This is a genomic window from Pseudoalteromonas sp. Ld19 (genome assembly GCF_045064135.1).
Classification (GTDB): domain Bacteria; phylum Pseudomonadota; class Gammaproteobacteria; order Enterobacterales; family Alteromonadaceae; genus Pseudoalteromonas; species Pseudoalteromonas aliena.
Genome location: NZ_JBISHA010000015.1, coordinates 1 through 12216, shown reverse-complemented (window position 1 = coordinate 12216; position 12216 = coordinate 1). Strand labels below are relative to the sequence as shown.

General features: G+C 40.0%; 14 protein-coding genes. 8 read left to right on the top strand and 6 right to left on the bottom strand.

Annotation, left to right across the window (positions count from 1 at the left end; translation table 11 throughout):
- Positions 1–37: 37 nt before the first annotated feature.
- Genes rsmB through def form a run of 3 tightly spaced genes read right to left on the bottom strand, consistent with a single transcriptional unit; the run spans position 38 to position 2810 of the window.
- A complete protein-coding gene (gene rsmB, locus ACJJVZ_RS03535) occupies positions 38–1336 on the bottom strand; it encodes a 16S rRNA (cytosine(967)-C(5))-methyltransferase RsmB (protein WP_405598213.1) in 1299 nt (432 codons plus the stop codon).
- Positions 1329–2282 carry a methionyl-tRNA formyltransferase gene (fmt, locus tag ACJJVZ_RS03530; RefSeq protein ID WP_405598210.1) on the bottom strand — a complete coding sequence of 318 codons (954 nt, stop codon included), beginning with the start codon at positions 2280–2282 and terminating at the stop codon, positions 1329–1331. The genes rsmB and fmt overlap by 8 nt, the downstream gene beginning before the upstream one ends.
- A gap of 21 nt (positions 2283–2303) precedes the next feature.
- Positions 2304–2810 carry a peptide deformylase gene (gene def / locus ACJJVZ_RS03525; RefSeq protein WP_138586672.1) on the bottom strand — a complete coding sequence of 169 codons (507 nt, stop codon included), beginning with the start codon at positions 2808–2810 and terminating at the stop codon, positions 2304–2306.
- Positions 2811–2928: 118 nt separating this feature from the next.
- Here def and ACJJVZ_RS03520 point away from each other — a divergent pair, with 118 nt between their 5' ends.
- The 6 genes from ACJJVZ_RS03520 (at position 2929) to hemF (ending at position 7879) form a co-directional block, all read left to right on the top strand.
- Complete coding sequence (locus ACJJVZ_RS03520) at positions 2929–4050, top strand: LysM peptidoglycan-binding domain-containing protein (protein WP_273048133.1); 1122 nt, start codon at positions 2929–2931, stop codon at positions 4048–4050.
- 31 nt (positions 4051–4081) lie between these two features.
- Positions 4082–5173: a DNA-processing protein DprA gene (gene dprA, locus ACJJVZ_RS03515; protein WP_405598205.1), complete on the top strand. Its 1092-nt coding sequence runs from the start codon at positions 4082–4084 to the stop codon at positions 5171–5173.
- Between the two features lies 1 nt (position 5174).
- On the top strand, positions 5175–5648 hold the full coding sequence (locus ACJJVZ_RS03510; RefSeq protein ID WP_405598202.1) for a DUF494 family protein: 474 nt from the start codon (positions 5175–5177) through the stop codon (positions 5646–5648).
- Between the two features lie 114 nt (positions 5649–5762).
- Positions 5763–6338, top strand: a complete 576-nt coding sequence (locus ACJJVZ_RS03505) for a type I DNA topoisomerase (protein ID WP_193154667.1) — start codon at positions 5763–5765, stop codon at positions 6336–6338.
- 25 nt (positions 6339–6363) lie between these two features.
- The gene (locus ACJJVZ_RS03500; RefSeq protein ID WP_138586669.1) at positions 6364–6927 is read left to right on the top strand and encodes an L-threonylcarbamoyladenylate synthase; all 564 of its coding nucleotides are present in this window, start codon (positions 6364–6366) and stop codon (positions 6925–6927) included.
- 1 nt (position 6928) lies between these two features.
- A complete protein-coding gene (gene hemF, locus ACJJVZ_RS03495; RefSeq protein WP_405598197.1) occupies positions 6929–7879 on the top strand; it encodes an oxygen-dependent coproporphyrinogen oxidase in 951 nt (316 codons plus the stop codon).
- Between the two features lie 116 nt (positions 7880–7995).
- Here hemF and ACJJVZ_RS03490 read toward each other — a convergent pair whose 3' ends face one another.
- Positions 7996–9597 (bottom strand): methyl-accepting chemotaxis protein, encoded by a 1602-nt coding sequence (locus ACJJVZ_RS03490; RefSeq protein ID WP_405598194.1) that lies wholly within the window; start codon positions 9595–9597, stop codon positions 7996–7998.
- Positions 9598–9702: 105 nt separating this feature from the next.
- Positions 9703–10140 carry a group II truncated hemoglobin gene (locus tag ACJJVZ_RS03485; protein WP_405598191.1) on the bottom strand — a complete coding sequence of 146 codons (438 nt, stop codon included), beginning with the start codon at positions 10138–10140 and terminating at the stop codon, positions 9703–9705.
- A 53-nt stretch (positions 10141–10193) separates the two neighbouring features.
- On the opposite strand from ACJJVZ_RS03485, the gene aroE reads away from it, so the two are divergent.
- A complete protein-coding gene (aroE, locus tag ACJJVZ_RS03480; protein WP_405598188.1) occupies positions 10194–11018 on the top strand; it encodes a shikimate dehydrogenase in 825 nt (274 codons plus the stop codon).
- Positions 11015–11275, top strand: a complete 261-nt coding sequence (locus ACJJVZ_RS03475; RefSeq protein WP_138586179.1) for a DUF1488 domain-containing protein — start codon at positions 11015–11017, stop codon at positions 11273–11275. Before aroE ends, ACJJVZ_RS03475 begins: the two co-directional genes overlap by 4 nt.
- Here the strand turns inward: ACJJVZ_RS03475 and ACJJVZ_RS03470 are convergent.
- Positions 11258–11794 carry a gamma carbonic anhydrase family protein gene (locus ACJJVZ_RS03470; protein ID WP_405598185.1) on the bottom strand — a complete coding sequence of 179 codons (537 nt, stop codon included), beginning with the start codon at positions 11792–11794 and terminating at the stop codon, positions 11258–11260. The two genes, ACJJVZ_RS03475 and ACJJVZ_RS03470, sit on opposite strands and share 18 nt — an antisense overlap.
- Positions 11795–12216: the final 422 nt, after the last annotated feature.

The window sequence follows — 12216 nt, the reverse complement described above, 5'->3', positions numbered from 1 at the left end:
TAAAAAATGGCTAATTATCGAAAGTATTTAAGCTAAACTATTTAGACTTTTTCACTAATTTCGCATAATAAAAGCCATCACTTTCGCCAGGCAGTAATTGCAGCCCTGGTGTTGTAATAGTGTCTTTATCATGAAGAGGAATATGCTCTACGTCGTCGTTATTAGCCAAAAACTTAGCAACTTGTTGTTGGTTTTCCTGTGGAAGAACCGAACACGTAGCATATACCAATGTACCACCTGGTTTTAAAAGTGGCCAAATGCTATTGAATATATCGCCTTGAAGTGCAGCTAAATCTACAATGTCTGATGCGCGACGAAGCCATTTTATATCTGGATGGCGACGAATAACGCCAGTTGCAGAACAAGGTACGTCTAATAAAATACGATCAAACTGTTGATCATCCCACCATGTGTGCGGTTGCGAGGCATCGCCACATTGTAGGTCTGCACCTAAGCCAATACGCGTTAAGTTTTGCTTAACACGTTCAAGGCGAGTTGAATCGCTATCGAGAGCAAGTACGTCTGCATCAGCAAGCTCTAATATGTGACATGTTTTACCGCCAGGTGCTGCACAGGCATCTAAAATAGTGTCGCCATCTTTTGGCTCTAAAAAGCGTGCTGCAAGTTGTGCTGCAGCATCTTGTACTGAACATGCACCTGTATCAAACTCAGGCAATGAAAATACATCACGCGGTTTAGCAAGTTTAATCCCATCTATAAAGTCAGGGTTTAAGGTGTGTTCTATATCGTTAGCCGTTAGCATATCGCTGTATTCTTGCGTGCTATATTGTGCTTGATTTACACGTAACCACATAGGTGCTTGTTGTTGGTTTTCTGCAAGTAAGTCTTCCCAGCTATCAGGGTAGGCTTCTTTTACTTGTTTAATAAACCAATTTGGGTGGTTGTATAAACATACCGGAATAAGCTTCGCTTTTTCTTCAAGCTCAACTTGTTGGCGTTGAAAACTACGTAAAATAGCGTTAATAAGCCCTTTTAAACCTAAAGCACGTAATTGAGCCAGTGCATTCACTGTTTCTGAAATTGCTGCATGTGGCGGTACACGCATATGTTGTAGCTGATAAATACCTACATACAATAAAAATTGAAATATTCTGCGCTTACCTTTTAGTGGATCTTCCACTAAATGTTGGCAGTAGTTTTCAAGGCTAGGTAAGTAGCGTAAAACGCCATAACAAATTTGTTGCAGTAGCGCTTTGTCTTTTGGTGGCAAGCCTTGGCTAGCAAATGGCAGTTCTTGATTAAGCGAAGCGCCTTTATCAACTACGTTATATAAAGTTTCAGCGGCAAGCGCTCGTACGTTTTGGGCATTACTCATTATTTTCGCCTAATACTGTGCCAGGGGTAACCCAGTCACCACGACCATTTAAGAAGTCGTTAATTGCCATTGGTTTTTTACCTTGCGGTTGTAATTGCGTAATACACAAAGCATGTTCACCACACGCTACTACGACGCCATTTTTATCGCTTGATAAAATTTGTCCTGGATTACCCGATTGCAGCACAACCTGCGCTTGGTAAACCTTTACAGTTTGCTCGCCCATTTGAGTAAAGCACACCGGCCATGGGTTAAAAGAGCGAATGTTTCGCTCAATTTGCAGCGCACTCATAGACCAGTCTATATTTGCTTCCTCTTTAGAAAGCTTTTTAGCATAGTTAGCAAGTTCATCATTTTGAGGTTCTGGTGTGATCTCGCCATTCGCTAGTTTGTTAATGGTTTCAATTAACGCGTCTGGGCCTAGCTCAGCAAGCTTTGTATATAAACTAGCACTAGTTTCTGTCGTGCTAATAGGGCAGCGACTAATATGCAACATATCGCCGGTATCTAAGCCTTCATCCATTTGCATTATTGTTACGCCGGTTTGCTCGTCACCCGCCCAAATAGCGCGTTGAATAGGTGCCGCACCGCGCCAGCGCGGTAATATAGAGCCATGCACATTTAAACAACCTAAGCGTGGGGCTTCTAATATCGCTTTAGGTAAAATTAAGCCATATGCTACAACAATCATAATGTCGGCATTTAAGCTTGTTAGTTCTGCTAATGCTTCATCATTTTTTAATGATTGTGGCTGAAAAACAGGGAGGTTGTGCTCAAGCGCTAGCTCTTTTACTTCACTGGCTTTTAGTTTTTTACCTCGACCAGCAGGGCGGTCGGGTTGGCTGTATACACCAACAATTTTATGTTCGCTTTGTATCAGCGCTTGTAAATGACGTGCGGCAAAGTCCGGCGTACCGGCAAATATAATGCGTAATGGTTGAGTCACTGAGTTTTCCTAAGGTGCTTATTACTGTTCTGCAAATTTAGCTTCTTTTTCAAGCTTTTTACGAATACGTTGGCGCTTTAATGGTGATAAGTAATCAATGAACAATTTACCTTGCAGGTGATCTAGTTCATGTTGAATACAAATAGCCAGTAATTCGTCTGCATCTAGTACAAACTCTTCACCGTTTTCGTTAAGTGCAGAGACTGTTACTGTTTCTGCGCGGTCAACTTTTGCATACGAATTAGGCACTGATAAACAGCCTTCTTCGCTAATGGTTGAGCCATCTTTTTTGATGATTTGTGGGTTAATTAATACCAGAGGCTCATTTCGCTCTTCTGATACATCAATCACAACAATTCTTTGATGAATGTCTACTTGCGTAGCAGCTAGTCCGATGCCATTTTCATCATACATAGTTTCCAGCATGTCTTTAACAATTTGGCGTACTTGGTCGTCAACTTGCACAACTTCTGTTGCTATTGTACGTAAACGCTCATCCGGAAATCTTAAAACTTCTAACCTAGCCATAGTTACCTTTTTCACTTGTGCTTAATTTAGGGTATTGTATGCTCTTATTTTAGCCATTCACGTTCACCTTTAACAGGTTTTGGTCAATAATAATGAAAAAACAATATGAGGAAGCTCAATGAAATCTCCGTTAGTCGCAGCCATGTTTGCATTAAGTGCTGCTTTTCCTGCAATTGCTGATGTGCTCGAAATAAAAAAAGATGCACCAAAACAGTATGTTGTAAAAAAAGGAGACACGCTTTGGGGAATTTCTGATATTTATTTGAGCGATTCATGGCTATGGCCAAAGTTATGGGAAATGAATACTCATATTAGTAACCCTCACCTAATTTATCCTGGGGATGCACTTACTTTAGTTTATGATGCAGGTGGAACACCTCGCTTAGTGTTAAATAAAGCTTACAAAAAGCTTTCGCCAAAAGGTTATATTACTGCTAAAGGTAAAGATGCAGTGACGACTTTGCCGTTAGAATTAATTAAACCTTATCTAACTTATGAGCAGGCGCTTAATAACGAAGAAATAGATGGGAAACCCTATGTATTAGGTGCCAACCAAAACACGAAGACTCAAACTCTCGATCACATTTTATATGTTAATGGCGATTTAAAGCTTAATCAGGCTTATGCTATTTACCACAAAGGTGAGGCTTACACCGATCCAGATACAAATGAAATTTTAGCTAACCGAGCAAGTTATGCCGGCATGGCTCGTGTATTTAGACGGGGCGATATTAGTAATGGAATCCCTTCATCAGTGAGGGTTGAATCGGTTAAGCGAGAAATTAAACAAGGTGATTTTTTATTGCCTGCTATGCAGGGACAAACGTTACCCGCATATTTTAATATGCATAGACCTAAACAGCCTTTAGAGGGCAAAGTGATAGCCTCTGCAAATCATGTTAGAGAATTCAGCACAATGGATATTGTAGTGCTAAACTTAGGGGCAGAACAGCAAATTGAACCAGGTCATGTGTTAGATATTGAGCGCCAATCGCCTGGTGTAATTGATGGGCAACGAGGCCCTCGTTACCCAGAGGATTCAAGTAAGTTAGAAAGGCTTATATCAAGTACGAGTGAGCTTTTAGGGTTAGAGCCAGACGAAAATAGCACTGTGTGGTCTATGCCAAAAGAAAAAGTTGGCGAGTTAATAGTATTTAAAGTGTATGACAAAGTTAGCTATGCATTAATTACTAAAAACCAGCACCCAATTCGCGTTGGAGATTTTGCAGTTATTCATTAAGAAGTAGCGAGTCGGTGCTCTAGGAGAGAGCATGGATCAGTCATCTGGCAAGCTAGCCCACTGGCTTGCCTTTTATATGTGTAAAGGGTTAGGTATAAAAACTCTTTTAGCATTATCTAAAAATCATTCCCTTGAGTCGTTATTCGACTTATCTCATGATCAGCTTTTGCAGCTTGGATTAACTAATAATCAAGCTAGTAACTTACTTAATACTAATTGGCAGCAAGTAAGTCATTATGAGCAATTAATTGCACAGCATCATATCATTGCAGTGTGTATTTTTGACGCGCTTTATCCTGAAGATCTCCGGCAGATAGCAAGTGCTCCTTTATTACTCTTTTGTAGGGGGGATGTCTCGTTATTATCTACTCCACAAATTGCAATTGTAGGGAGTCGTAATGCCACACCTACTGGGCTTGAAATAGCATCAGAGTTTGCATACGAGTTAACTTTAGCGGGTATTACGGTTACTTCAGGTATGGCCAGAGGTATAGATGGCGCTGCACATAAAGGCTCGCTTGCAGGTACTGGTAAAACCATCGCAGTGCTCGGTACTGGAGTTGATATTTACTATCCAAAGCGTCATAAACTATTAACAGACCAAGTTTTAGAAAGCGGCCTGTTGGTGAGTGAATTTTTACCAGGCACTGCAGCTCATGCACATAATTTTCCACGTCGTAATCGTATTATATCTGGGCTCGCGTTAGGTGTGCTTATTGTTGAGGCTGAAATTAAAAGCGGTTCACTAATAACAGTTCGTTATGCGTTAGAGCAAAATAAGGAGGTGTTTGCTGTACCTGGATCAATTAAGAATCCGTTAGCGCAGGCTAGCCACTTTTTAATAAAGCAAGGTGCTAAATTGGTAGAAAATGTAACCGATATTCTTGATGAAGTGAGTTTCACTTATCAAGAAGATATATATACTAAAGATCAGCCTATTCAAGTTTATTCTCAATGCGAAGTTTTAAATAGTATAGGGTTTGAAGTAACTAGCGTAGACGATATTGTGCGTCGTGCGCAGTGGCCAATAGATAAAGTACTCGCTAGGTTGCTCGACTTAGAGTTAGACGATCAGATAGAGCGAGTGTTAGACGGTTATATTAAGTTAAGCGCAGGGAAGTAATATGTTTGATATTCTTATGTATCTTTTTGAAAATTACATTCATAGTGAAGCGGATATTTTTGCAGAGCAAAATGAGCTAACCGATGAGTTATTACGTGCGGGCTTTAATAAGCCAGAAATATTTAAAGCGCTCGACTGGCTAGAGCAATTAGCCGATTTACAACACAACGATGAATCTCCCTATCTTATAACGAATCCTCAACACGCAATGCGTATATTTACTGAAAGCGAATGCCAAAGGCTGAGTGTTGAATGCCGCAGTTTTTTAATGTTCATTGAGCAAATAGGGGTTATTAATAGTGTGACTCGCGAAATGGTAATGGATCGCTTAGCCGCACTTGATAAATTAAACATAAGTTTAGAGGACTTAAAATGGATTGTGCTTATGGTTTTATTTAATGTCCCCGGTTCAGAAAAGGCATATGAACAAATGGAGGATTTAATTTTTGATGAACCCAGCGAGCTTCTTCATTAATAATTACCTTTAGTAAATTACTCAGGTTACTTAAACGGATAAGCACACCATTACTTGTATCTTTAAGTGGTTTGGGTATATTAGGCGAAAATTCACTAACCCTTTAGGATCACCATGAGTAAAATCGACCATTCGCTTTTCTCGGCGAACAAACACGCCCTCGAAAAAGAATACGAGATATGCCCGCAGTGTGGTTCAGAATTAGTGATCCGCAATAGTAAGTCTGGCCCATTCTTAGGTTGCGCAAGTTACCCTAAATGCGACTTTATTAGACCGCTGGCACATCACGACAGTAACGAAATAAAAATTCTTGAAGATTCAGCATGCCCTGAATGCAGTAAACCGCTGGTGGTTAAAAATGGTCGTTACGGGATGTTTATTGGATGCACTGGGTATCCGCAGTGCCACTACATTGCTAACGAAAACGAAGAAAAACAAAATGAAGAAGTGTTACCAAGTTGCCCTAAATGCAAAAAAGGTCACTTAGTCGCGCGTAGTAATAAGTTTGGTAAAGTGTTTTATTCTTGTGATTGCTACCCAAGCTGTAAATACACGCTTAATAATAAACCGGTTGAACACTCGTGTCCTGAATGCAACTGGCCAATCGTCATAGAAAGAAATATGGCAAATGGTACACTATTGCAATGCCCACAAAAAAGTTGCATGCATAAGCTTGCCTCAACTGAATAACGTTTAATTATTTCTGGAGACTATTTTGTCAGACGTTTCAAATACGCCCACTGCAATAACATGCTTAACGCAAGGCGAAGTTATTTTATACCCAACCGAAGCTGTATATGGTTTAGGTTGCGATCCAGATAATCAACAAGCCGTTGAAGCACTATTAGCAATTAAGCAGCGACCAGTCGAAAAAGGCCTTATTTTAATTGCTGATAACTATGGGCAATTATTAAAATACGTAGATGACGCAAAAATACCGATGGATAAACGCGCTGATATTTTTTCGAGTTGGCCTGCTGCAATTACGTGGGTTATGCCTGCTTCTAAAAACACACCAAAATGGTTAACAGGGCAGTTTGATACTATCGCAGTAAGAGTAACAAACCATCCAACAGTAAAACGTTTGTGCCAAGAGTTTGGCAAACCGCTGGTATCAACCAGTGCAAACTTAACAGGTCAAGAAACGGTCACTAGTATTGAGCAAGCTAAAACGCAATTTGCAGAGCAAGTTGGTTTTTATGTTGACGAGCCGTTAGGTGGTAATACTCAACCAAGCACAATTAAAGATGCCATGACTGGAAAAATATTTAGAGGTTAATATGCACAGCGAATTATTAAATCAAGTAAAAGTATACTTTATGGCTTTGCAAGACACTATTTGCCAAGGTTTAGAAGCAGCAGATGGCAGTGCTAAATTTATAGAAGATAATTGGCAACGAGCAGAAGGCGGTGGTGGCCGTACACGTGTAACCACAAATGGCACAGTAATAGAGCAAGGTGGAGTTAACTACTCACACGTATTTGGTGCTTCAATGCCAGGCTCTGCAACAGCGCATAGACCTGAGCTTGCAGGGCGCAGCTTTCATGCATGCGGTGTGTCGTTAGTTATTCATCCAAAAAACCCACATGTGCCAACCAGTCATGCCAACGTACGTTTTTTTATAGCCGAAAAAGAAGGCGAAGAGCCAATATGGTGGTTTGGTGGTGGGTTTGACCTCACTCCTTTTTACCCCGTATTAGAAGACGTACAACATTGGCATCAAGTTGCTCACGATCTGTGTGCGCCATTTGGCGATGAAGTTTATCCAAAATACAAAACATGGTGCGACGAGTATTTTTATTTAAAACACAGAGATGAAACACGAGGCGTAGGTGGTTTGTTTTTTGACGATTTAAACGAACTAGGTTTTGAAAAGAGTTTTGCGTTTATGCAATCTGTGGGTAATGGCTTTTTAGATGCCTATTTACCTATTATTGAGCGTCGTAAAAATGATGAGTACACAGCGCAACAACGTGATTTTCAACTTTACCGTCGCGGACGCTATGTAGAATTTAACCTAGTATGGGACCGAGGCACGTTATTTGGCTTACAAAGTGGTGGACGTACAGAATCTATATTAATGTCTATGCCACCACTGGCACGCTGGGAATATAATTTCAAACCAGAGCAAGGTAGTCCAGAAGCTAATTTATATCAGTACTACTTACGACCACAAGAGTGGCTAAGCAGTGAGCCTGTACAATTGATTGCTCGAGACTGGCAATTGTAATAACAAGGCGCTAATCTACTGGCCTATTGCAAGTAAATTCAACGCAGTTAGCGCTGCAAATAGCTGCTCGAGATAGATTTATTATCCAGAGTTCAGGTTATTTAGCGCCTTGTTTTTTAAGTTAATTTAAAACGCCTGACTTGCTCATCCAGCGAACGGGCAAGTGATAATAGTTCTTCACTTACTTTTTGATTATCGTTGGCATCCACTAATGATCGCTCCGCATTATCGCTAATGGCTACCACACTTTGGTTTATTTCTTCCGCAGCTAAGCTTTGTTGTTCTGTTGCATCCGCTATTTGCACATTAAGCTGATTGATTTCACTCATTTGAGAGGAAATATCTTTTAAAGCTTGTGCGACTTTTTTTACTTGTTGCGCTCTATCGTCTGCTTCTTCACATGAGTTACTCATCATTGTTACTGTGTGCGACGCTTCTGATTGTAGTTTGTCAATTGTGCGTTTAATTTCGTCAGTAGAATCATGGGTACGTGTTGCTAAAGTGCGTACTTCATCGGCGACAACGGCAAAACCTCGACCTGTTTCTCCCGCTCGAGCCGCTTCTATTGCGGCATTAAGTGCAAGTAGATTTGTTTGTTCGGCAATGCTACTGATCACTTCAAGTATTTTTCCTACTTCTAAAGTTTGTGCCTGCAGCTGGCTTACTTGTTGGGCTGCGCTGCGAACATCATCTGCAAGTTGATTTATGCTTATCTCAGTATGCTCAGCAACACGCAAACTTTGTTGTGCTAGCAGATTACTACTTTCTGACTTTTCGGAAGCAAAGTGAGTGGTATTTTTAACTTCGTTAGAAGAGCTTTCAAGCTCATTAATTGCAGCGGCAACAGAGTCTGTCCCTTGCTTTTGACTCAAAATTGCTTGTTCAGTCGCATCGGCTGATGCATAGATGGCTTCGGCAGAATGAATGAGCACTTTTGAAGAGTGTGAAACTTGCGCAATATTTTCTTTAAAAGTGGATATCATCTGGTTAAAGCTATTTGCTAAAGAGCTTAACTCATCGTTATTGTTATCCTCAATTCTGAGACTTAAATCATTATTGCTGGTGGCGAGATGCATCATGCGATCAATATTATTAAGACGTTTAATAAATATTCTTCTAAAAAGTAAACCCAGCAACAAAAAAGCAGTGATAAAGAGTGTTGATAGCAGGGCTGTATTAATAAGTGTATTACGAGTTACAGCTGTTTCAATATCTGCGAGGGAATAACTGATTTTTACTACACCTAATACATCACCTTCTTGTGCTTGATGGCAGCCAAGACAGTTAGTCCCTTTATGATCACTACTTGCAAGCATCGGCTTTAAGTATGTCATATAGCGAGTACCTTGTTGCTGTTCGATAAAAAGATCTTCTTTGCCTTCAAGCGCTGCAATTTCTGCATCATTACTCGGGGTTTGGTTAGCAGCGCCTAATCCATAGAGCTTGTTTACAATAGGGCTGCGGATTATGTGCGCGTCTTCTATGTTGGGATGACTACGTAATTTACTGCTTAGTATTTCACGATTCGCCATTGTGCCAGTCAACATCATGGTGTTGATGGAATCAAAGTAGTTATCAGCAAGTAACTTAATATTGCTAGCGATTGTTTCCTGAGCAAGTGTGTGCTGTTGATTAGAACTGCTGATCAGGCTTGCACAAAGTACCAGCACACCCGTCAGTGCTAGCAGTGCATAAATTTTATGTTGAATTAATTTCACGTGCGTAATGCTCTCCCAAACAAGATAGCGTTATTATCTGTATTTGGAAGAATGAGGCATTGATATAGCGCAAACTTAAAAGATTAAAGTAACTGTTGTTCAGTTTTAATGTTGATTAATCATATGACTTGCTAATTGGCCAAACGATTGCTTCAAGCCTTCTCGTAATAAAGGGTTATCTATTTCAATATCAAGTGCTTTATTCATGCAATGCATCCATTGATCACGCAGGTCTTGATCAACAGGGAATGGCATGTGCCGTTTACGAAGCATTGGATGGCCATGTTTTTCAACAAATAAGTCTGGTCCACCTAACCAACCTGATAAAAATTCAAAAAATACTTGGCGAATTCGATCTAATGGCAGAGGATGCATATCATATAACGGTTTAGCGTATTCATCTGACTCCATTATGTCGTAGAATCTATTAGAAATAGCACGAGCTCCTGTCTCTCCACCTATTATTTCGTAAGGTGTTTTTTCTGGCGTAGGTGCTTGTGTTACTGATACCGATTTAGATTTTGAAAAAAGTCGTTTAATCATATTATTTATCATCGTTAATAGGCAGTATATAGCTGCAAAGAGGTTGCTTTAAAATGGACAAATATGCGGTTTTTGGAAATCCAATTAAACATTCAAAATCCCCCGCGATACATAAACAATTTGCAGCCTCATTGGGTGAACAAATCGACTACCGCGCAATTTTAGCACCTATCGATAGTTTTGAAAAAACAGTATTGTCTTTTTTTGATCAAGGTGGCAAAGGGGCAAATGTGACCATGCCGTTTAAAGAGCAAGCCTATGCAATAGCAAGTGAGCTTACGCCATTAGCTAAAATAGTCGGGGCCGTTAATACGCTAAAAAAACGAGATGATGGCACATTATTAGGTGATAACACCGATGGTGTTGGTTTTGTAAATGATTTACTCGCTAATAAAGTAGCCATTACTAATAAGCGAATTTTAATTATTGGTGCGGGTGGGGCTGCCCGAGGTGTTATTTTACCTTTACTAGAGCATAACCCTCAGGAAATAATAATCGTTAATCGCACCGCACAAAAAGCAAAAGAACTCGCAGAGCTGTTTGCTCAATACGGATCTGTATCAGGCTTCGGTTTTAATGATTTGCCAGTAAGCAATTACTCACTAATCATAAACTCTACGTCTAGCAGTATGAATGATGAGTTGCCAGCACTCGATAAAAAACACATAACTAATTGTGAAGTCGCTTATGACATGTTTTATTCACTACAAAATACCATTTTTATGAATTGGGTTGCGCAGCACAACATTAACGCTAAGCTTTTAGATGGCAGCGGTATGTTAGTGGGTCAGGCTGCTCAAGCATATTATGTGTGGCGTAATAAAATGCCAAAAATACTCCCCGTAGTTGATGCGCTTAAACAAGGAACGCTTAAATGAATCAGGCAATACAATTTATAGATAGGCTAGAGTTTAGAGAGCCCGATCATCAGTTAGTCTTTTTTGCACAAGTCAGTGGCATGCTGGTGGAGTGTGTAATAGCAGTAAATACACTTAAATTAACAGACGAAAGCCATGCAACAGAGTATTTTGAACAATACCGTTTTGATTACGAAGAACGTGCCGAGCAACTCATCGAAGAAGAGAGCTATAACTCGGCAGGTCAAATAGATGTCAGTTTATTGAGCTTCAGCTAAATACTCATCTTTAAGTAAAACGTAGTTATTGGCGGATACTTTTAAAAAGGCAAGTTCTTGTTCTGTAAGAGGGCGAGCTTGTTTAGCTGGACTTCCTACATATAAGTATCCCGACTCTAAACGTTTATTTGGTGGCACTAACGAGCCGCCACCAATAATAACATCGTCTTCAACAACCACGTTATCCATAATAATAGCGCCCATACCGACTAAAATGCGGTTTCCTAATTGACAGCCATGCAACATCACTTTGTGACCCACAGTCACATCATCACCAATAATCAAAGGGTAGCCATCAGGGTTGCTTTTAGTTGCACGGGATAAATGTAATACACTGCCATCTTGTATATTGGTACGATCACCAATGCGTATATAGTTAACATCACCTCGTGCTGCGACCAATGGCCACACACTACAGTCACTGCCTAATGTAATATCACCGACTAGTACTGATGACTCATCAACATAAACAGACGCATTAAACGAAGGTGTTACACCTTTATAAGAACGGATTGCCATATTTGCACCTTTAAATAATAGTTTTTGTATTAATGAGTGTAACAGTAGCGCTAATTTAAGTACCGCTAAAGCATAATTTGATTATAAAACTATCAGTTTCGGGTGCTTTAGGTTAGTAACTGACCGAACAGCACTTTATTTACAGCTTTCTTAAAAAAGTGCTTGCGTAAAAATCTGTTCTCCCTATAATGCGACCCCACTGAGACGGGAAACGCCGAAGCATAGCAAAGCAGCAACGACTCAGAGAGTTAAATAAAACTTAGGTTTTAAATCTTCCAAAAGAAAGTTTAAAACTAAGTGTTGACTCGAAAAATAAAGGGTGTATTATTCGCATCCCTTGAGACGCTAAAGCGACTCAAAACGTTCTTTAACAATATAAAGCAATCATCTGTGTGGGCACTCGTACAGATTGAGTTCTAACA

Bases quoted from the DNA above. Each gene is read 5' to 3' on its own strand.
- ACJJVZ_RS03520 (WP_273048133.1), top strand. From the start codon at position 2,929: ATGAAATCTCCGTTAGTCGCAGCCATGTTTGCATTAAGTGCTGCTTTT.
- dprA (WP_405598205.1), top strand. From the start codon at position 4,082: ATGGATCAGTCATCTGGCAAGCTAGCCCACTGGCTTGCCTTTTATATG.
- ACJJVZ_RS03475 (WP_138586179.1), top strand. From the start codon at position 11,015: ATGAATCAGGCAATACAATTTATAGATAGGCTAGAGTTTAGAGAGCCC.
- aroE (WP_405598188.1), top strand. From the start codon at position 10,194: ATGGACAAATATGCGGTTTTTGGAAATCCAATTAAACATTCAAAATCC.
- ACJJVZ_RS03470 (WP_405598185.1), bottom strand. From the start codon at position 11,794: ATGGCAATCCGTTCTTATAAAGGTGTAACACCTTCGTTTAATGCGTCT.
- ACJJVZ_RS03505 (WP_193154667.1), top strand. From the start codon at position 5,763: ATGAGTAAAATCGACCATTCGCTTTTCTCGGCGAACAAACACGCCCTC.
- ACJJVZ_RS03485 (WP_405598191.1), bottom strand. From the start codon at position 10,140: ATGATTAAACGACTTTTTTCAAAATCTAAATCGGTATCAGTAACACAA.
- ACJJVZ_RS03510 (WP_405598202.1), top strand. From the start codon at position 5,175: ATGTTTGATATTCTTATGTATCTTTTTGAAAATTACATTCATAGTGAA.
- hemF (WP_405598197.1), top strand. From the start codon at position 6,929: ATGCACAGCGAATTATTAAATCAAGTAAAAGTATACTTTATGGCTTTG.
- def (WP_138586672.1), bottom strand. From the start codon at position 2,810: ATGGCTAGGTTAGAAGTTTTAAGATTTCCGGATGAGCGTTTACGTACA.
- rsmB (WP_405598213.1), bottom strand. From the start codon at position 1,336: ATGAGTAATGCCCAAAACGTACGAGCGCTTGCCGCTGAAACTTTATAT.